Below are 19,422 nucleotides of genomic sequence, written 5' to 3'. Positions count from 1 at the left end.
GCCGTTTAAAAAATTTTCTTCTTATCACGTTCTTCTTTTAAAATCTCAACCGCTTCCCTGAAACGCATAGAGTGGACGATTTCACGCTCACGCAGAAAACGGAGTGAATCATTCAGGTCAGGATCATCGGAAATATCAATAATCCATTGATACGTCGCTCTCGCCTTTTCTTCAGCCGCAATATCCTCATATAAATCAGCGATCGGATCTCCCTTCGCCTGTATGTAAGACGCTGTGAACGGAACTCCGGCCGCATTGTGATAAAACAGCGCGCTGTCATGGTTGACGTAATGATCACTGAGCCCTGCATCACGCAGCTGCTCCGGGGTCGCATCTTTTGTCAGCTTATAAATCATCGTCGCAATCATTTCTAAATGCGCAAACTCCTCCGTGCCGATATCCGTCAGCAGGCCGATCACCTTGTCAGGAATCGTGTAGCGCTGGTTTAAGTACCGGAGCGCTGCGGCCAATTCGCCGTCCGCCCCGCCGTATTGTTCAATGAGAAACTTAGCCAGCATCGGGTTGCATGTACTGACTTTAACCGGATACTGCAGCTTTTTTTCATATACCCACATTTACAGATCCCTCCTTATACTTGCCATGGCCAAGGACCGCGGCCCCAGTCCCATTGAGCGCCGACCTGACTCACGCCGAATTGCAGAAGCGGTCCGTACTCAGGCTCAAACCGCTTTCTCAGCTGTCTTGAGTACCGGGAATATTCATGAAACTGCTGAAGCGCGAGACGGTCATGGGGATGCGTATCCAGATAAAGCGTCAGCTCCACCAAGACAAAGTCCGCCGCCTGGATTTGCTCCAGCAGCCGATAGTATTCATCATCAATCTTTTTCGCCATATTCGATTCCCCCCCGATAAGGATTATCATAGAAATCGTAAAGATCCTTCCAAAGGGTCCCTTTTCTCAATGCCTCCATCGGAGAAAACTGCTCCAAGTGATACGGCTGAAACCGCATATAAAGATGCGGCGGCGTTCTGTAGTATTTTCTCCCGATCGGCGGGCAGGGATCAAACCGGCTGTGGAAGGGTTTATAGGATTTGACCGGTGTAAACGGCTGATTTTCTTTCATTACGATCCTCCTTTCCTAAACACATGACCTTAATAGGTATGAATCTGTATCGGCATTTATGCCCTGTAAGAAAATAAAAAAGCCCGTTAAAAACGGACTCAATGCAACTCATCTGGAATTTGAAGTAAAAAACCATAATTTAAAAATCTGCTTGAAAACGCTGATAATGTTTCAATGTATATTCCGTAATTTGTTGATCATATTCAGGATATTCATATCTCAATAAATCAGCCACTGACTTTGAATATGCTCTAAAGAGACCTTGGCAGTCAAACAATGCCTTCCACACGCTTTCATAAGTATTGCCGACATAAGTATTCAGCAGGATTTCCCAATCTTTCGCATTCATGTAATGTTGAATATACTTATAATTCTTCCCTACACTTAATGAAAACTGATTCTCTATCCCGATATTCCACGCAATCATACGCAAAACATTAGGCCTTAAAATGTCATTCATATGATCCAGCGCAAACAGTATTTCTTTACGCATTAATCCTTTAATCACATAGGTTGAAACCATCCAAAATTCATTGCAGCAATCATCAAACTCTCTGGGAGTCGGTTTCTTTATATGATATTGTTCATCACTCGCAATAATCTTACTATTGATTCGGTCATCCTTGTCTAATACTATTTCCGCCAAACCATCACTCTGTGTAAAATAATCCTCTGTTTGACTCAGAGGGATCAAAGTTAAGTCGATTTTATGATGATCTTTAAATAGCATTAGATAGGAGAACCAGTCTCCGAGCTCCGGAGGGAAAAGTTCCATATCTTCAGGTTTTTGCATCATCAATCTTTCGCCAAACTGATCCAGCCAGCTTTCGTCAGATGTGAAAGAGTCCATATCGGTCACAAAATAAGAAATATCATAGTCTTGAAATTTGTCTCTCGGTACATTTTTATTGGTTCTTGATCCCTCTAAAGTGACAAGACGGATTCTCTCGTCCTTCATCGCAATATCAAGAATCAATTTCATCATTTCGTCTTCACTTCTCACATTGTAAAACCCCCCGATAAAGAGATTTTTACAGATCATGCTTTTCAGTTTATAAACAACAGAAAGAAAAGGTTGTGAGCTTGCATGATTTACAGAAAAGTCCTATGTACTTGATGATTTTGCTCCAATCGTAACACAGCTGCAAGAACATGAGAAGAGCACTCTTGCTGTTCCAAGAGTGCTTTTTCCCGAATGATCAGATATATTGGCTGTCCCGATGATGATGATGGAACGGGTAGCCGCCGTAGCCTCCGCCATAGCCGCCAAAACCGTACCCCGGATATCCCCCGAAGCCTCCGTAGCCGCCGTAGCCGCCAAAACCGCCGTAACCGCCGTAACCGCCAAAACCGTATCCCGGGTAGCCGTAGCCTCCGCCGAAACCGTGTCCCGGATATCCTCCGAAGCCGCCGTAGCCGCCAAAACCGTACCCCGGGTAGCCTCCGAAGCCTCCATAGCCTCCGCCGTAAATCGGTCTTCTTTCATTCATGATTTATCGCTCCTTCACATAGGTTACAGTCCAGTTTATGACATCCGGAAGGAAACGTATGGGCATCCGCCCAGTTTTGGCGAAATAATCAATAATTGCTTACGGAGATATACGATACAGGCCGACCGTATAAGCAAAATAAAAAGGCCGGAACTTATGCCGCCCCGGCCTTTTTGTCTTTATTCGCCTAAATCTACATTGTGATAAACCTGCTGTACGTCTTCCAGATCTTCCAGCACATCGATCAGCTTTTCAAATTGAGCTTTCGCATCTTCCGGAAGCTCGACTTCATTTTGCGCAAGCATCGTCAGCTCCGCAACCGTGAACTCTTCAACGCCGGCATTTTTGAATGCCTCCTGTACCGCATGGAATTGATCAGGCTCGGCATATACGATAACACTGTCATCCTCTTCTAAAATATCGCGCACGTCCACATCAGCTTCCATCAGCAATTCCAGCGCTTCATCCGCCGTCTTGCCTTCAACGCCGATAACGGCAGTCGCATCGAACATGTAAGCGACAGACCCGCTCACACCCATATTTCCGCCGTTTTTCCCGAATGCGGCACGCACTTCAGGCGCCGTGCGGTTTACATTATTCGTTAACGCATCAACGATGATCATTGAACCGTTCGGCCCGAAACCTTCGTAACGCAGCTCGTCAAAGTTCTCTTCCGCGCCGCCTTTCGCCTTTTCAATCGCACGCTCAATAATATTTTTCGGCACACTGTACGTCTTCGCGCGCTCAAGCACCACTTTTAACGCCTGGTTCGATTCCGGATCTGGCTCGCCTTGTTTTGCCGCCACATAAATCTCACGGCCGAACTTCGCATAAATCCGGCTCGTATTTGCGTCCTTTGATGCTTTCTTTTCTTTAATGTTGTTCCACTTACGGCCCATTTTGTTCCACTCTCTTTCACGAATTGAATCTGTATGATAAATACTCTGCTTCTATTATACCTCAGCGGTTGGGTTGTTTCGAGTGTAAGACATTAGAAAAAACAGGCACGCTTAAAATCACCGGAGCGCAGTAAGCCGAATTTGAAGGTTATTGTACAAAACATAAAAAGCCTCCCTTCATACAGGAAGGAAGTCGCAAGCCAAAAGATTCATTTTATTCTCATTACCTATTTCCTACACTGTATATCCTGACTCACGTGGTAAAATTTTGATATCGAACAAAAGAAAGGATATGGTCATGAAAGTTTTCGAAGCAACCACCCTCCTGGCCGCCGCCAAACAGCGCGCGAGTGAATACAAAAAACTGCGCGGTCAGATGGTTAATCTGAAAAAAGCGTTTCAAGGCATGGCTGATCTTGGTGACAATGATTTCTCCGGCCGGGGCGCAGACAACATCAAAGCCTTTTTCCAGGATCACGCCGGCGTCACAGACAGCTGGCTTGATCTGATCGATATGAGAATCGCATTTCTCACAAGCCTCCCCGGCAAGGTCGAAGACGCCGGACTTTCCGGTTCACATGTGGAGGAATCATTTCTGGAGCATGAGCTCACCCACGCCCTCAGTAAATCAAAGGCCATTATGGAAGGGCAAAAAAAGGACATGGGGTCCATCCTCAGAGAGATCGAAGACATCATCTCGCTTGATCTGTTTTCAACCGAAAGCACAGATCAGAAGCTTTCTTCAGCTGACAAAAAAAGAAGCGAAACGATACATAAACTCGGCAAACTTGATCACGATCTAACGAAAGAATACGCAGAAACCGAAGCAAACGAACAGTTCATCCAAGCCGACTTTCAGCAGCTCCAAAACGCAACAGGCAAAGGAAAAAGCGCCACGCCGCTTCACTACAACGCCAAAGCGTACCGAGAAAGCGACATACATAAGAAAAAAGGCGATATCGCAAGACATTCGGATGCTTATTTGACGATTAAAAAGGAAGAAGCGAAAGAGCGGGAAATCCAGGATCTGAAGAAAAAGCTGGCCGCTGGTGTCACCGATCCGGATGAATATTTGGAAATCGCGAAAAAGATCGGCTATGAAAATCTTGAACCCGCTCAGGTGCAATATGTGATGCAGCTTGAACAAGCAAAGCAGCTCGAAGAAGTCGGAGAAACAGCTTGGGATATCGTCAAAGGAATAGGCGTCGGCCTTTATGATGTGGGAAAAGACACCATAACCGGCGTCAAAGATCTGGCTGTCGGCGCATGGGGTTTTTACCATCTCTCCGATGAACAAAAAGTCGCTAAAACCATATCGGCTGTGCTGAACACGCCTTCCTACGCAAAAATCATATGGACAAACCTAGCCGATTCATGGAATGATAAAATGGTTAACGGGGATGCGTATTCAAGATCACATTACATCACCTACGCCATCGGGAGCATTGTCGGACTCAAAGGTTCCGGCTCAGCTGTAAAAGTATCAAGCAAGCTCGCGAAAACAGGTGCCGCCAAAGTGGATAACGTCTTGGAAGCCGGTGAAAAAGCGGCTGCAAAACATGTAAAAACCGGGATTGAAAAAGGAAAAGATTATATCAATTCCGTTTCTAAAAATAAGTATGAACCTGCACTTGCCGGAATAGGCCAGGATATTGAAAATACTCACAATGTGAAGAATACGCCTTTATTGAAAAGTATTATTGAAGATCAGAAAGAAAGTGTTCTCAGTAAATCTGTGACTTCTGACAATAACGGCATACATAGTGTTAAACAAGGAGACACCAGCCCTCTCGCACCTGGCGGAGGTTTAGCTGCTCATGAAGCAAAAGGCGGACACCTTATAGAAAGACATGTTGGGAAAACAGATAAAGAATTAATAGAAAGACTGAAAACTGATCCTAACCCACATATTACAGCTTCATCTACTTTTAAAGATAGGGCTACCGCTGAAAGAATTGCTAATTCAGTTTTAAACGATCCAAAAAATATAAAGAAAATCGAAAATTGGATTGATGATCCTAAAAAACCTAAATTAATGTTAAGATACAAGGGCGATGGAGAAATAATCGGCAGAAGTGTATCAAGAAATTCAGAACTAGTAGAAAACGTTACAAACGCAAAAATTATACTCAAAAAAGATAATAACGGTAACTTTATTCTTACAGGATATCCAACCAAATAGAAAGAGAGGAAGTATCATGGATGAAAGGTATGATTTCTTAGATGAATTAGAAAATTTTTTAGGTGCAACATTTCATCAAGATATCCAATCCCCTGAACACGCCTTAGACGAATTTATTGAGGAAATTAGTAAAGAAGGTTTGCTATTTACAGTAAAGTATTGCGAAGAGTTTCTAAATAGCGATCTAACTAAAGAAGAAAAGGAAGACATTATAAAGTGTAATGCAGAAATATATTTCCCGACAATTGGCTTACCGCCTATAGAATGGTTGAAAAGTGTAATAGAACAACTAAAAGAAGCTATTTAAAAGAAACACTGAAAGGCCCCCATTTTATGAGAGGGCCTTTTTATATTGATACCGAATTTTTTGGCTTTCTTATCCGAATAGAAATGCAATACCGACAGTGCGGTTTGGATCTACTTGACGGCATCACTAGCTGAACTTTTCAACAATTTTGCCCCTAAAAGAGATACGAACAATAAATTTCGAGCCAAAAAATCAAGTTCGCCAACAACTTGCGAATTTGATAAACCGGCTTATTAAGGGAAAGTAAAAAACCCTTTCGTAGCAAGGGTTTCGTCTATGATTCCGACTGGGCCCGAACCAGCGACCTCTACCCTGTCAAGGTAGTGATTATCTTCTGATACAAACATTGGAATATTACAGCGGAACAAATAAGAGATTTAAGAACTGCCATAAACGAAGTTGAGTTCGTAAATCCTGTTGGTAAACACGGAGGATTGGGCTCTACAGCTGCCCATAATGAATTGCTAGGAATTATTGATTCATCTCTGAACTATAATATATTTGTCCGCAGATTGAACAATTGGGCAAACTATAGACTTAAAGGTGGAGTAGAAGCCCTGCCAAAAGGATTGAGGATTAAATAATAGGAGGTTTATATGGAACGTCAAAATTACGTATCATTGTGGATCGGAAGTATAAAGGATAATGAATCATTAAGTAAATATGTTGAATTAGTTTACAATGAAGATGAAGGTGATTTTCTTCCTTCCCAATTTTTAATTGACTTTGATATAGATATCGATGATTTAGATGAAGATTTTATAGAAAAAGTTGCACATGAAAATAATCGTAACAATTTACCTGCACTAATTGACGGCTGTTCATACGATAGTGTCATCTTACCTCGTTTCGAAAACATGGTAGGTACCACACTCCCTGATCAAATCAATGCTGCTGTTCTTTTATATGATTTTGAATATGACGGCAGGGAGAAAGAAATAACTGCAAAAAACTATTCATTTAAATTTATTGGAGCAGTTTCCTATGTATAAAAGAAAAAATCATAATAAAACATAATTCAGAATTACATTTTCATAATGTAGAGATTTTATTAGATGGTTATTCATACTACTTGGAAGAAGATAAAAAGTAGGATGACTAGAAGAAGGCTCTCTTTTTTTCAGAGGCCTTTTTTGTTTGCGTGTAAAACCTAAAAGACTATAAACATCTATAATAAACAAAAGGAGGGGCGTTCTCTCACAGACAAAGTACTAACTATAACTGGAGGTTATTCTCCACTATCGCCCACTCCATGCGTGGTACTGCCGAAACCGTACGGAACCTCCGCAATCGGTAGGCGGACACCGGCACCGCATGTACCGCCGGTAACGGTCAAATACAGAGAGCATTTTGCGAAATGGACCAGAAAGAAAGTATTGAAGCCGAATGTCATTTACAAAACAAAAGAAGGCTACACGTACACCACTGACAACTATGGTAGAATTACAAGTGTCAAAGCAGACTTGCAGCTGGGAGAAGCAAAACGCAACCAATATGCACAGTCAAAAGCAGGTAAACCAGACCGTCTGACAGATGACGATGGAGGCCACCTAATCGCCACTCAATTCAAAGGCTCAGGCCAATTCGACAACATCGTGCCGATGAATTCTCAGATTAATAGGAGCGGCGGGAAATGGTATGAGATGGAGCAAGAGTGGGCAAAAGCCCTAAGCAAAAAACCACCTAAAAAAGTAGCAGTTCAAATAGAACCAGTCTATTCTGGAGATTCACTTAGACCATCATATTTCGATGTAACCTACAAAATTGGGAGCAGAAATGAAATAAGCGTCTCTATTAAAAATCAGCGAGGGGGTTAACCTAATGGAAACTAAGAGAATGCAAGATTTATATCAACTTATTGGAGAAAAACTAAATGACATTATACCTGGTGAATGGACAAAGATATATCTTTATGCAGAAGTATTAGATGATTCCACAATGGTTCTTTTTCACTTCAGAACACCAGAAAATAATCAAATTATTTATTCACAAGATATACCTAGCCATTACAATGTAAGCAAGGACATTTTCAAGACGTTGTTAAGAGAACTAAGAGAACTTTTTGAAGAATTAAAAACTGAACACAGAAATAATAACGATGATGTTTGGACTAACCTTACACTAACATTGGATCGTAGCGGAGAATTCCAATTAGATTATAATTATGATGATATTTTAGCATCAGATTTAGATGGATATGAAAGAATCGCAATATGGGAATATAAAAACCTTGGTATTTTGCCTGAAGATGACGATGATAAAGAATTTGTAATTAGCTACCTCGGTCTATAATTAAAAAATAGCTCAGCCCTACTCTGCTGAGCTATTTTTTATAAACCATAGATTTAAATGTTTTCTATATAAAATAAATTAACTCTATAATGAGGCTAACCTTTCTCAGAACAATTATCTATCATTATGTAAACAGCTATACACTACTCAAAGAATAAAACATTTGTAAAAACAATGGAGATACAATTTGAGAATATAAGCATGGGTGAAATCTGGACCTCTGCTTCATTTTACTTTGAATTTCCTCAATAGAGAAGTAATGAGTTTCATGTAAATTACTCTGGTAAACTTATGATTTAGAAATTAGCTCCTGTTTATTATCTATAGCACAGGTTCAAAATAAAAAATGTTGATCTCCTTAGGTCAATTTCAACTTTAGATGGTTTCAGTACAGAGACTTATTCTATGAATCAACAGAATAGGCACAAAAGTGAATTCAAATTTTAAAGAAATAGGATACAACGAACTTGATTATCAAGAAATGAACGAGTCATTTGTGATCTTGATATAAAAACAGAGCCTTTATTCGGTCCCAAAATCACGGTAGAACTTCCTTATTTCATGACTTGATAGAACTTTGTCCAAAATGGCTACGGCTGGGAGTGAATTCTTTTTGGAGAATGAATTAAATGCATTATATAGAAACATAGCTGAAACCGTTAACGAAATGATACCAGAACCATGGGAGAAATTTTTGTTCTATGCTCAGATTTCAGAGACAGGCGGAGGCACTTACTTTTTTTACAATTCTCAAAATGAACCTAATCATTTTAAGTACAGTCTTGAAATTCCGTTTGAATTTGATATTGACGAAAATGAATTCGATCAGTATGAGATGGAATTATTTAATCTAAGCGAAAAAATGAGAGATGTTTTCAGAGATCGTGATCAAGAATTATTTTATTCCTTCACTTTTAGCCTAGAGAAATCAGGAAAATTAACTGTCAACTTTGATTATACAGATTGGTTTAAGACAGATTATAGTTTCAGTGATCAGCTTATCATCTGGAAATTTAAATATCTAGGAGAAGAACCTAAGGATCCATCATTACAACAATTAATAAAAAAATATTTAGATGAATATCCTGAAAATCCAATTTAATAAATTGGGATATGATGCTAGAAAAAACTTATCTAAAAATAACTGATGTCATAGGAAAAATAATTCCTTCTGAATGGAGCAAAGTTGTTCTTTATGCAGAAATATTAGACGGCTCCAGAGAAGTGTATTTTTTCTTTCAAACACCAGAAATTGATGAATATATATACTCTCACGACATTCCAGAACAATTTCAAGTTAGTAAAAAAATTTATACAGAACTATTATTAGATCTTCAAGAGTTATTTAAACAGTTACACAATGAATTTAAAGAAAATAATCCCGAAGCATGGACAAATTTGACCCTGAAGCTTGAAAGCACTGGAACGTTCTCAATTAATTATGATTATGAAGATGTTATTGAATCTGATTTGGACGAATACGATAGACAAATGATTTGGGAGTTCAATAACTTGGGGATTTTCCCTGAAGACGAAGAGGACAAAGAATTTGTTAAGGATTATCTAAATATTAAATAATGCCATCAACAATTCAAAGGTAGAGGATCATCAATGGAAACTCAAAAAATGGGTGAACTATATCAAAAGATTGCTGAACATCTAAATGAAATGATTCCATCTCAATGGGAAAAGATCGTTTTATATGCTGAAATACTTGATGACTCAGCGGATATATACTTTTATTTTACAACACCAAATAACAGTGATTATTTATTTTCTCATTATATACCTGAACATTTTGATGTGAGCGAAGAGATTTACGATCAACTGCTAATTGAACTTCAAGAGCTATTTGAAGAACTAAAAGAAGAATTTAAACTAGGCAACCAAGATATTTGGACTAATCTCACTTTAAAATTAGAAAACACCGGAAAGTTTTCAATTGATTATATTGATGATGATGTTTTATCCCCTGAACTTGATGACCTTCAAAGACGAGATGTTTGGAAATATCAAAATTTAGGGATATTGCCTGAAGATGAGAACGATAAAGAATTTGTAATAAGCTACTTCGGTCTATAAATCAATAATGGCTCAGCGCTTCTCTGCTGGGCTATTTTTGATAACTAAGATTTCTCGACGATTGAAGGTGAAAAGGTTGAAAAATAAGAAAATGCAAGATCTGTACCAGATTATTGGTGAGAAATTAAATGACATCATACCTTGTGAATGGACAAAAATATATCTTTATGCAGAAGTATTAGATGACTCTACCATGGTTCTCTTTCACTTCAAGACACCAGAAAAACGTCAACTGATTTATTCGCAAGATATACCTGTCCGATACAGTGTAAGTAAAGATATCTTCAAAACTTTATTAAGAGAAATCCGTGAACTTTTTGAGGAATTAAGAATTGAGCACAAAAAGAATAATGATAAACATAACAGGCAGTATCCAGTAAACGGATGCTGCCTGTTACATCGTTATGTATCGTCTGAAGAGGTCATTTATTTTGTTTTTTAAATATGAAAATAGATATGACGGTAAATATGATGGCTGTAATAACAATGATCCACAAGCTTGCTGCCGTACTGATAAAATGGCCGTTTAACTTGTAGACGATCCCGTAATGCTTTTCATATTCCTGTATTTGGTCCGCAGAGGCATGTTTAAATACTTTATCAACTGAGTCTGTCATAAACGCTTTTCTGAACAGAACGGCGGTGTGGCTGATAGGGAAGTACATAATAATCTTCTGCACAAACACCGGTACGCCGCCGATCGGCACATATACTCCGCATAAAAAACCGATGGCTGTTCCGACAATCGTACTTAACGTCGAAAATGCATTTTGTGTGTGAATAAACAGCGTTAAAAATAAATTTATGGAACTTGACAGTGCAACTGAAAGAATAATGATCCCCAATACTTCAAGTATATCTGTTCCGCTTAAAAGCTTGCTGCCTGTTGAAACGAGAAAAATTTCACAGCCTAAAAAGGCGATGAAAGAAAAGATCAAGCCGATGACAAATGAATGAATGACATAGCTCAATTGGATGGTCGCCCTTGATAAAGGAGCTGTTAAAAAGTCATACGTTCTCTTGCTTTCTTTATCTTTCACCATAATTCCGAAAGCGCCTAAAGTCGTTGTCACAGCTGTAATGGACAGCAATCCCGCCACCATCCATTCGTTCACCATTGCTTTGGAATCATCTGTCGAACCGACCAAGGCCTTAATGGCGTCCAGCTGTGTCTGCTGTAAGAACACGGCATATAACAGAATGACGATAAATACTGACAGCAAAGAAAGAAGCAAAAGCGTTCGATCACGGAAGTATATTTTTATATTTCTGCTGATTAAACTGGATAAAGACTTCATTTATGCAATGCTCCCCTTTACTGGCAAACTGCTTCCTTGTTCTTCGATAATGTGGATAAACACATCATCCATATTCCCTTTAATCACCTCGAAAGATTCAATTTTTCCTTCAAGACCTTTCAAAATGTCAAACGCTTGGAGAGTGGACTCTACACGAAGGGAATAAATAGAGTTTTTAACCGTAAAATCCAGTTGTTTATTTTCAAACCATGCAGTCGGATCAACGCCTTGCTTAAACATCATATGCAGACTGTCAAACGCATATTGATCTTTCAGCTGACTCGGTGTACCCTCTGCGATCAGACGTCCTTCTTTGATGACCACAACGTTATCAGCCACAGCGGCCTCCTCCATGTAATGGGTCGTTAAAAAGATCGTCATGTTTGTCTCTTCCTGCAGCCTTTTAATCGCATTCCAAACAAAAACTCTCGTTTGCGGATCAAGACCTGTAGTAGGCTCATCTAAAAATAATATAGTCGGTTTATGGATGATGGCACGGGCAATATCCGCTCTTCTTCTTTGTCCGCCTGACAAATCGCTGTATTTTTTCTCCTTAATATCATCCAATTTTAAATAGTCTGTTACAAACTGATAGTTCTCTTGCACTTGTGCCTTGCTTAAATGATAATATTGTCCGCGGTTCATGATATTTTCATAAACGGTCAATCGTTCATCCAAAATGCTCTCTTGGAAAACGACTCCGATCTTTTTGCGGATATGATTATTCTCTTTCCCCTCACCAAGTGTATAACCGTCTATTACCACTTTTCCGGATGTCTTTTTAATCAGCGTACAGAGAATATCGATAGTGGTCGATTTCCCTGCACCGTTCGTTCCCAGAAATGCAAACAGCTCGCCGCGTTTGACAGAAAAGGATACTCCTTTCACTGCTTCAAATGATCCATATTTTTTGCGCAGATCCGTTACTGTAATAATGTCTTGTTCTTCTCCCATTCTTTTCACCTCGAAAAGTAAGATTCTATACCGTTGTTCACTAACTTTATATCGTCATTCCCGCCAGAATTTTCCTCATTTTTATCCAACTTTATTATCTTTTTATAAATAATTATCTTTATTATAACGATATAATTTATTATTTTCGCGTTTTGTTATTGGGTTTAGGATCGGTGGATTTTCTATACACAGGGATCACTATTGATTTTGCATGAAATTTATATAAGCTGTAATCAATAAACCTTTTATCATAAAAAGGGTTTTTATTGGTTAAGAATCTCTAATACTATTTAAAATTCTTGTTTGTAACCGAAATACATATTATCTTAGAATATTCAGAAAGGAGAACGTAATGGAAACATGCCCTTATTGTGCAACTTCAATTCAAAAGGATAATCAGTATTACTGTAGTTTTTGCTTAATGTACATACATAATGTTCAGAGAGATGGCAAACGTGAAATCATAGAATATCGTGAGCATACTTCTGAATTAGATTTGGATAAGTCTACACCAGAAATAATGACTCTGCCAACAATTGAATTATTTCATTTACTGCGGCTCTCAAGAAAAATACGCAAACAGAAGTATGATCAGCTATATAAATCTCGACTTGAATCAGAAAAGGGAAATGAATCAGAAAGTGTTCAAATCGCAACGGATAGTTACCAATATTACACAAAGAAAATGTATATCATAGAGAATATATTAAATAAACGTCTGGGTTACATTCCAGATAGGATAGATAATGTATTTCTTAAGAGTTATTTAGAAAAAGTAATGATTAGTAAGGAGAAAAAACAAGATATGAAAGTGTATTAAAAAAGCTGCCCCTCTAGAGTGAATATTAATAAAGGGTTCCTAAAAAGGTACCCTTTATTACATAAAGAGATGTATAGAAAGCTATATTATAGTCGTTAACCAAACATCTTCTGGCACTCCTCTCCTGTCACGAGTTCGTCCTGAATGCAAAAAAATGCGGATTAAAAAAAGGCAACCATCCCTAAGGGCTAGTTACCTTCTCTTAATTCCAGCACAGCCACACACTCCACATGATTCGTATGCGGGAACATATCCACCGGCTGCACTTCTCGCGTCTGATACCCGCCATCCTCAAGCACCCGCAGGTCTCTTGCAAGCGTTCCTGGGTTGCAGGACACGTACACCACCCGCTTCGGTTTCATGTCGATGATTGTCCGCAGGAGGGCTTCGTCACAGCCTTTTCTTGGCGGGTCGACGACGAGGGTGTCGGCCGTGATGCCTTCTTCGTACCAGTTCGGAATGACGGTTTCTGCTTCTCCGACCGCGAATTCCGCGTTTGTGATGCCGTTCAGCTCAGCGTTGCGTTTCGCATCCTCGATGGCTTCCGGCACGATTTCGACGCCGTATACTTTCTTCGCCTGCTTCGCTAAGAAGAGAGAAATGGTTCCGATGCCGCAGTAGGCGTCGATGACGGTTTCTTCCCCTTGCAGCTCCGCGTACTCAAGCGCTTTGTCATAGAGCACTTTTGTCTGTTCCGGGTTGACCTGATAGAACGATCTGGCGGAGATGGCGAATTTGACGTCTCCGATGAGGTCGTAGATGTATTCTTCGCCCCAGATGACGTTTGTTTCGTTCCCAAAGATCACGTTTGTTTTGTTTGGGTTGATGTTCTGCACGATGGATTTCACGTGCGGGAATTGCGCCGTAATGTCTTCGATGATCTTCGCTTTGTGCGGGAAATCGCTTGTTCTTGTGATGAAGACGATCATCATTTCGCCCGTGACGACACCGTATCTGACCATAATGTGACGGAGCCAGCCTTTATGGCGTTCTTCGTTGTAAGCTTTGACACCGTATGCTGCGCAAATGTCTTTGACGGTTTGGACGGCTTCGTCATTTTTGGATTGCTGAATCAGGCAGGCGCTCATGTCGATGATGTCATGGCTTCTTTGCTGATAGAATCCGGCGACGAGTCCGCCTTCTCTTTCACCGACAGGCACCTGTGCTTTGTTTCTGTAGTTCCACGGGTCTTCCATGCCGAGCGTCGGGTGCACGGTGACATTGGACAGATCCAGCTTGCCGATCCGTTCTAAGACGTCTTTGACTTGTTTCTGTTTAAACAAGAGCTGGCCTTCATAGGTCATGTGCTGAAGCTGGCAGCCTCCGCATTGCTTGTAGATCGGACACGGGGCATCCGTTCTGTGCGGGCTTTCTTCTTTCAGTTCAATCAAGCGGCCGAAAGCGAAGCCTTTTTTGACGCGTGTCACTTTGATTTGCGCTTTTTCCTCAGGCAGGGCATTCGGCACGAAGATCGGGAATCCCTCAACCTTTGCGACGCCCGCTCCTTCGTGCGTCAAATCCTCAAATGTCACGTCATAGTATTCATTTTTTTCTATCGGGGGTTTCATTTTCATCTATAATCACCTCTAGTTTTACCAATAGCCTTGTTTCAGCGTGCTGGCAAACCTTCAAATTCAATGTCAGCCTTCAAAGGTTTCCGATCACGCTGAAAAGATGACAAAATCCTAAAACGAATACTGTTTTAGGATTTTGTCCGCGTATTAGTCATCCAGCTGTTCCGCTTTCTCCTTCGGCATGATGACGTGAATATGCCGGTACAGATTCACGAATTCGCCCGGCAGCATGCCGCCGTATTCGCCGTCCAGGTTCAGCTGCATCTTTTCTGATACATTGACTTTCACACGGTTCGCTTTTGTGTAAATAATGTGCTGATCGTTAATATGATCGCCTCTGAGCGCCATGCTCGCGACTCTGATAAACTCCGCGAGATTGGCTTTTTTCAAAATAATTAAATCAAACATGCCGTCATTCAGGCTGGAATCAGGGGCCAGCTTCTCGAATCCGCCGACCGAGTTGGTCAGCGTCACTAAAAACAGCATAATTTCGCCTTGAAACAGCTTGCCGTCATATTCAATCTCGACTTCTGTCGGTCGAAGTGAAGGCAGCATTTCCATTCCCTTTAAATAATAAGCAAGCTGGCCGAGCATCGTTTTCAGTTTGCTCGGCACATCATACGTCAGCTCCGTCAGACGGCCTCCGCCGGCGATGTTGATAAAGTACTGACCGTTCACCTGTCCGATGTCGATCGGGCGGGCTACGCCGTTAATGACGGTATCAGCGGCATTCAGTATATTCTCTCTCGGAATGCCCAGCGCTCTGGCGAAGTCATTTGTCGTGCCGACCGGAATGATGCCGAGTGTCGGGCGTTTGTCTAACGGCGCAAGACCGTTGACGACTTCATTAATCGTTCCGTCTCCGCCGGCAGCGATAATCAGGTCAAACTCCCGCAAAGCGGCTTCTGTTGCGGCGTGGGTGGCATCCCCCGCGCATGTGGTGGCATGGGTGGAGGTTTCATAACCGGCTTGTTCAAATTTTTGCAGGACCTGGGCAAGATTTTTCTTAAAAAGCTCCCGTCCTGAAGTCGGATTGTATATTATGCGTGCACGTTTCATTATCTCATCATCCTACTTAAGAGTATCCGATCCATTATTAACACTAACAACCTTTAATTATACTATGACTTGAGAAAATCGCAACAATATGTACAGGAATTGCCAGAAGAAAAAAGGCCTTAGCTCCGTTTAAGGAGCCAAGGCCCGCTGTCTTACTCTTCTTCCATTCCAGGTTTTTTCTTACGGAATTTCGCCAATACTTCATATACGATCGGCACAATCAGAAGGGTAAGCAGAGTCGAACTGATTAAACCGCCGATAACGGTGACACCGAGTCCTTTAGAAATGACCTGGCTGCCGCCTTCGAAGCCCAATGCCAATGGAAGCAGGGCGCCGATTGTCGCGATCGCCGTCATCAGAATCGGACGCAATCTCGTAGAGCCGGCTTCCAGGAGCGCTTCTCTCGTCGATAAGCCTTCCGCTTCTTTATGGATGACGCGGTCAATTAAGACAATCGCGTTTGTGACGACGATTCCGATCAGCATCAGCATACCGATCATGGCATTCAGACTGATCGTCTCTCCGGATACATACAGGCCGGCTAATGCGCCGATGACTGTAAACGGAAGCGAGAACAGAATCGCAAACGGCGCTAATGCTCCGCCGAACGTGATCACAAGAACGAGGTATACGATGGCGATTGCGGCAAGCATCGCTAACCCAAGTTTCGTAAAGGAATCAGCAATATCCGCTGATACACCGCCGGTATCAATGGATACATTGTCCGGCTTATCCAGTTTGTCAACTTTCTTTTGAACGGCTGATGACACCTTCGTGACATTGTCAGAAGTGACGGTTGCCGTTACGTCAGCGTACACTTTGCCGTCGCGTTTGGAAATGGTATCGGATGTCGTGCCATTTTTCACTTTCGCCACATCGCCGATTTTTACTTCTTGGCCTGCAGGCGATGTGATGGTTTTATCCTCTAATTCTTTTACACTCTTATACTGGTCTTTTTCTGTTTTGATGTTGACGTCAAGCTCTTTGCCGTCCTTTTTCACCGTTGTCAAAGGAGACTGTGACGTTTGGGACATCAGGGCTTGGGAGATTTGCGAAGCCGTCAGGCCCTGCTTGCTGAGTTTCTCCTGGTCAGCGGTGAACGTGTACTCATCATATGTGCTGGAAAGGCCTGAGTTGATGTCTTTCAGATCCTTCTGCTTTTTCATGATGCCTTCGATGTCTTTGACCGTGCCTTTAATATCAGACTCTGAATCTCCGTACACATAGTACGTTAATTCGTTGTTGTTGCCTGACGAACTGAAATTTTGTGATTTCCATTCGCCGCGGCTGGATGTTTTTTTGATTTCTTTTAAGACATTGTCTTTTTCTTTGTCAAAATCAGGCGTGTCATCCTCGTATTTCACGTAGAACAATGCGCCGTTTGAGCTTCCGCCGAGCGGACTTTGCGAGCCTAAAGAATACTGAACGGTATCGACATGTTTGCGTTTAAGCAGCATGTCTTCCGCTTTTTGCGCAGCTTTTTCAGCTTCGCTTTTCGTTTCGCCCGGTTCAGGCGTGTATGTGAGCTGCATCGTTTTGTCCGCTTGCGCAGGCAGGTAGCTCGCGCCGATCAGAGGTACGAGGAACAAACTGCCGACAAGCATCAGAACCGCGATGATAGATGTAATCCATTTATGTCTTAATGACCAATTCAGCACTTTTTTATAGAAATTGGCCAATCTGCCCGGCTTATGCTCTTTCGCTTTAACAGGCGCGCCTGTGAGCGATTTTTTGAATAAGCTGTGCGCAAGCATCGGCACCAGTGTGATCGAAATCAACAGCGATGCGGCAAGCGCGAAGACGATTGTTAATGCAAACGGCATAAACAGTTCGCCGATCTGTCCGCCGACCATGGCAAGCGGCAGGAATACGGCAATGGTTACGATCGTTGATGACATGATCGGTTTAAACATTTCTTTCGTCGCTTCACGCACCAATTGCTTCCCGCGTAAAGGTTCATCTTTCAGCCTCATGCGGCGGTAAATGTTTTCGATCACGACAATCGAGTCGTCGACTACCCGTCCGATGGCGACCGTCATTGCACCGAGCGTCATTATGTTCAATGTGACATCAAGCTGATTCAGCACAAGAAGCGCAATCAGCAGTGACAGCGGGATGGAAATGATAGAAATCATCGTTGATTTAATATCTCTTAAGAATAAGAGAATGATCACGACCGCAAAGATCGCGCCGAAAATCGCTTTGCTCAACATCGTATCCACCGACTCTGTAATCGGCTCTGCCATATCAAGGGTCGAGCTGTACTTGAACCCTTTGTGGTCTTTTTTGTATTGATTCAGTTCATCTTTAATCGCATCGGCCACTTCAACCGTGTTGGCGTCATTGGCTTTTACGATATTAATTCCGATGCTGTCCTTTCCGTTCGTGCGGGAAATGGATTCAGCTTTTTTCACATCTTTAATGTCGGCAATGTCAGAAAGCTTGACTGTCGGCACTCCTGCTGCCGCGCTTTGCTGTGCCTGCTGCATAGCCTGAGCGTCCGCCGCAGATGCCGCACCGGCTCCGCCCGCTTGACCTTGAGCGGCAGAAGAAGATGTGACCGGAATTCTCATATCTTTCAGATCTTTAATTGACGTAATATTTCCGTTAACGACAACTGATTTTTCTTTGTTGCCGAATGTGTACAATCCAAGCGGCGTATTGACGTCAGAGCCTTGGATCACTTTCTTGACGGTATCTTCATCAAGTCCGTACTCTTTCATTTTTTTGTCTTTGAAAGAGAATTCCACCTGCTCTTCCTGCTGTCCGGAAACTTGCACGGACGCAACGCCCTGAATGCCTTCAAGCTTAGGAACGAGAGTGTTTTCCACATTTTTGGTCAGGTCTTCAAGCGAGCTTTTGCCGCTTGTCACACTGAGCGTCAAAATCGGGAAAGAGTTGAGGCTGTAACGAGAAATGTCAGGTTTTTTCGCGTCGTCAGGAAGGCTGACACTGTCCAGCGCTTCAGCGACTTCGGTTTTCGCCTTGTCCATATCCTTGCTGTAATCATATTCAATCATAACCGATGAGACGTTTTCAGAGGATGTGGACGTTACGACGCTCACTCCTTCTAAATTCTGGACCGCCTGCTCGATCGGTTTTGTCACGTCATCCGCAACTTGACTCGGAGCAGCTCCGGGATAAGTCGTATTTACTGAAAGGTAAGGCATGTTGACGTCCGGTATGGATTCCTGCTTCATATTCATACCGGCATACAGCCCTGCTACAGTAACGATAATCGTCATCAGCCAAACTGCGAATTTGTTCTTCAGTACAAAGTTAATAATGTGGTTCATCATGTCCTCCGTTAATTTTTATTGACTGACTGGTCATTCTATATAATACTAAACGGTATAACTCAACATCGTCAACTAATAAGG

Annotated in this window: 18 protein-coding genes and 3 pseudogenes; 10 read left to right on the top strand and 11 right to left on the bottom strand. The window is 41.8% G+C overall.

The features are described 5' to 3' along the window. Positions 1-5: 5 nt before the first annotated feature. From cotJC to OTK50_RS16055, 6 genes and pseudogenes are all read right to left on the bottom strand, one after another. Positions 6-575 carry a spore coat protein CotJC gene (gene cotJC, locus OTK50_RS16080; RefSeq protein WP_003155700.1) on the bottom strand — a complete coding sequence of 190 codons (570 nt, stop codon included), beginning with the start codon at positions 573-575 and terminating at the stop codon, positions 6-8. A gap of 14 nt (positions 576-589) precedes the next feature. Then, on the bottom strand, positions 590-853 hold the full coding sequence (gene cotJB / locus OTK50_RS16075) for a spore coat protein CotJB (protein ID WP_007408934.1): 264 nt from the start codon (positions 851-853) through the stop codon (positions 590-592). Further along, positions 837-1,085, bottom strand: coding sequence for a spore coat-associated protein CotJA (gene cotJA / locus OTK50_RS16070; RefSeq protein ID WP_003155704.1), 249 nt, complete (start codon positions 1,083-1,085; stop codon positions 837-839). The genes cotJB and cotJA overlap by 17 nt, the downstream gene beginning before the upstream one ends. Positions 1,086-1,224: 139 nt before the next feature. After that, entirely contained in the window at positions 1,225-2,088 is an 864-nt protein-coding gene (gene ant(6) / locus OTK50_RS16065) for an aminoglycoside 6-adenylyltransferase (RefSeq protein ID WP_045206945.1), read from the bottom strand. A 241-nt stretch (positions 2,089-2,329) separates the two neighbouring features. Beyond that, positions 2,330-2,443: pseudogene (locus OTK50_RS19970) on the bottom strand (hypothetical protein); the annotation flags it as partial. Between the two features lie 311 nt (positions 2,444-2,754). Continuing rightward, the gene (locus OTK50_RS16055) at positions 2,755-3,474 is read right to left on the bottom strand and encodes a YebC/PmpR family DNA-binding transcriptional regulator (RefSeq protein WP_003155709.1); all 720 of its coding nucleotides are present in this window, start codon (positions 3,472-3,474) and stop codon (positions 2,755-2,757) included. Between the two features lie 298 nt (positions 3,475-3,772). On the opposite strand from OTK50_RS16055, the gene OTK50_RS16050 reads away from it, so the two are divergent. From OTK50_RS16050 to OTK50_RS16010, 9 genes and pseudogenes are all read left to right on the top strand, one after another. Further along, positions 3,773-5,656, top strand: a complete 1,884-nt coding sequence (locus tag OTK50_RS16050) for a ribonuclease YeeF family protein (protein ID WP_224224091.1) — start codon at positions 3,773-3,775, stop codon at positions 5,654-5,656. A 16-nt stretch (positions 5,657-5,672) separates the two neighbouring features. Further along, complete coding sequence (locus OTK50_RS16045; RefSeq protein WP_015417243.1) at positions 5,673-5,963, top strand: contact-dependent growth inhibition system immunity protein; 291 nt, start codon at positions 5,673-5,675, stop codon at positions 5,961-5,963. A gap of 596 nt (positions 5,964-6,559) precedes the next feature. Continuing rightward, positions 6,560-6,955, top strand: a complete 396-nt coding sequence (locus OTK50_RS16040) for an immunity 22 family protein (protein ID WP_224224090.1) — start codon at positions 6,560-6,562, stop codon at positions 6,953-6,955. Between the two features lie 264 nt (positions 6,956-7,219). Next, positions 7,220-7,780, top strand: a pseudogene (locus tag OTK50_RS16035) (DNA/RNA non-specific endonuclease); the annotation flags it as partial. A gap of 19 nt (positions 7,781-7,799) precedes the next feature. Then, on the top strand, positions 7,800-8,255 hold the full coding sequence (locus OTK50_RS16030; protein ID WP_173613769.1) for a TIGR01741 family protein: 456 nt from the start codon (positions 7,800-7,802) through the stop codon (positions 8,253-8,255). 613 nt (positions 8,256-8,868) lie between these two features. Then, on the top strand, positions 8,869-9,357 hold the full coding sequence (locus OTK50_RS16025; protein WP_224224089.1) for an immunity protein YezG family protein: 489 nt from the start codon (positions 8,869-8,871) through the stop codon (positions 9,355-9,357). Positions 9,358-9,371: 14 nt separating this feature from the next. Then, a complete protein-coding gene (locus OTK50_RS16020; protein ID WP_224224344.1) occupies positions 9,372-9,833 on the top strand; it encodes an antitoxin YezG family protein in 462 nt (153 codons plus the stop codon). Positions 9,834-9,866: 33 nt separating this feature from the next. Continuing rightward, positions 9,867-10,337, top strand: a complete 471-nt coding sequence (locus tag OTK50_RS16015; RefSeq protein WP_224224088.1) for an immunity protein YezG family protein — start codon at positions 9,867-9,869, stop codon at positions 10,335-10,337. Positions 10,338-10,428: 91 nt separating this feature from the next. Next, positions 10,429-10,692: pseudogene (locus OTK50_RS16010) on the top strand (TIGR01741 family protein); the annotation flags it as partial. A 67-nt stretch (positions 10,693-10,759) separates the two neighbouring features. Here the strand turns inward: OTK50_RS16010 and OTK50_RS16005 are convergent. Both OTK50_RS16005 and OTK50_RS16000 read right to left on the bottom strand, forming a co-directional pair. Then, entirely contained in the window at positions 10,760-11,635 is an 876-nt protein-coding gene (locus OTK50_RS16005; protein WP_007609910.1) for an ABC transporter permease, read from the bottom strand. Beyond that, on the bottom strand, positions 11,636-12,589 hold the full coding sequence (locus OTK50_RS16000; protein WP_003155721.1) for an ABC transporter ATP-binding protein: 954 nt from the start codon (positions 12,587-12,589) through the stop codon (positions 11,636-11,638). A gap of 352 nt (positions 12,590-12,941) precedes the next feature. Between OTK50_RS16000 and OTK50_RS15995 the strand changes: the two genes are divergently transcribed. Then, entirely contained in the window at positions 12,942-13,409 is a 468-nt protein-coding gene (locus tag OTK50_RS15995) for a hypothetical protein (RefSeq protein WP_052827154.1), read from the top strand. Between the two features lie 188 nt (positions 13,410-13,597). Here OTK50_RS15995 and rlmD read toward each other — a convergent pair whose 3' ends face one another. The 3 genes from rlmD to OTK50_RS15980 all read right to left on the bottom strand — a co-directional run bounded on the left by rlmD (position 13,598) and on the right by OTK50_RS15980 (position 19,338). Next, positions 13,598-14,983 (bottom strand): 23S rRNA (uracil(1939)-C(5))-methyltransferase RlmD, encoded by a 1,386-nt coding sequence (rlmD, locus tag OTK50_RS15990; RefSeq protein ID WP_224224087.1) that lies wholly within the window; start codon positions 14,981-14,983, stop codon positions 13,598-13,600. 147 nt (positions 14,984-15,130) lie between these two features. Beyond that, entirely contained in the window at positions 15,131-16,042 is a 912-nt protein-coding gene (locus OTK50_RS15985) for a diacylglycerol kinase (RefSeq protein ID WP_007609891.1), read from the bottom strand. A gap of 152 nt (positions 16,043-16,194) precedes the next feature. After that, positions 16,195-19,338 carry an efflux RND transporter permease subunit gene (locus OTK50_RS15980; RefSeq protein WP_032872515.1) on the bottom strand — a complete coding sequence of 1,048 codons (3,144 nt, stop codon included), beginning with the start codon at positions 19,336-19,338 and terminating at the stop codon, positions 16,195-16,197. Positions 19,339-19,422: the final 84 nt, after the last annotated feature.

This window comes from Bacillus sp. NEAU-CP5, assembly GCF_026420705.1.
Taxonomy (GTDB): Bacteria; Bacillota; Bacilli; order Bacillales; family Bacillaceae; genus Bacillus; species Bacillus velezensis.
The sequence above is the reverse complement of the archived record's forward strand: the minus strand, read 5'-3'. Positions and strand labels throughout refer to the sequence as shown.

Coding starts and splice junctions, on each gene's coding strand:
- OTK50_RS16055 (WP_003155709.1), bottom strand. CDS start 3,474: ATGGGCCGTAAGTGGAACAACATTAAAGAAAAGAAAGCATCAAAGGAC.
- OTK50_RS15985 (WP_007609891.1), bottom strand. CDS start 16,042: ATGAAACGTGCACGCATAATATACAATCCGACTTCAGGACGGGAGCTT.
- OTK50_RS15995 (WP_052827154.1), top strand. CDS start 12,942: ATGGAAACATGCCCTTATTGTGCAACTTCAATTCAAAAGGATAATCAG.
- OTK50_RS16005 (WP_007609910.1), bottom strand. CDS start 11,635: ATGAAGTCTTTATCCAGTTTAATCAGCAGAAATATAAAAATATACTTC.
- OTK50_RS16045 (WP_015417243.1), top strand. CDS start 5,673: ATGGATGAAAGGTATGATTTCTTAGATGAATTAGAAAATTTTTTAGGT.
- OTK50_RS16040 (WP_224224090.1), top strand. CDS start 6,560: ATGGAACGTCAAAATTACGTATCATTGTGGATCGGAAGTATAAAGGAT.
- OTK50_RS15980 (WP_032872515.1), bottom strand. CDS start 19,338: ATGAACCACATTATTAACTTTGTACTGAAGAACAAATTCGCAGTTTGG.
- cotJC (WP_003155700.1), bottom strand. CDS start 575: ATGTGGGTATATGAAAAAAAGCTGCAGTATCCGGTTAAAGTCAGTACA.
- OTK50_RS16050 (WP_224224091.1), top strand. CDS start 3,773: ATGAAAGTTTTCGAAGCAACCACCCTCCTGGCCGCCGCCAAACAGCGC.
- cotJB (WP_007408934.1), bottom strand. CDS start 853: ATGGCGAAAAAGATTGATGATGAATACTATCGGCTGCTGGAGCAAATC.
- OTK50_RS16020 (WP_224224344.1), top strand. CDS start 9,372: ATGCTAGAAAAAACTTATCTAAAAATAACTGATGTCATAGGAAAAATA.
- OTK50_RS16000 (WP_003155721.1), bottom strand. CDS start 12,589: ATGGGAGAAGAACAAGACATTATTACAGTAACGGATCTGCGCAAAAAA.
- OTK50_RS16030 (WP_173613769.1), top strand. CDS start 7,800: ATGCAAGATTTATATCAACTTATTGGAGAAAAACTAAATGACATTATA.
- OTK50_RS16015 (WP_224224088.1), top strand. CDS start 9,867: ATGGAAACTCAAAAAATGGGTGAACTATATCAAAAGATTGCTGAACAT.
- cotJA (WP_003155704.1), bottom strand. CDS start 1,085: ATGAAAGAAAATCAGCCGTTTACACCGGTCAAATCCTATAAACCCTTC.
- rlmD (WP_224224087.1), bottom strand. CDS start 14,983: ATGAAAATGAAACCCCCGATAGAAAAAAATGAATACTATGACGTGACA.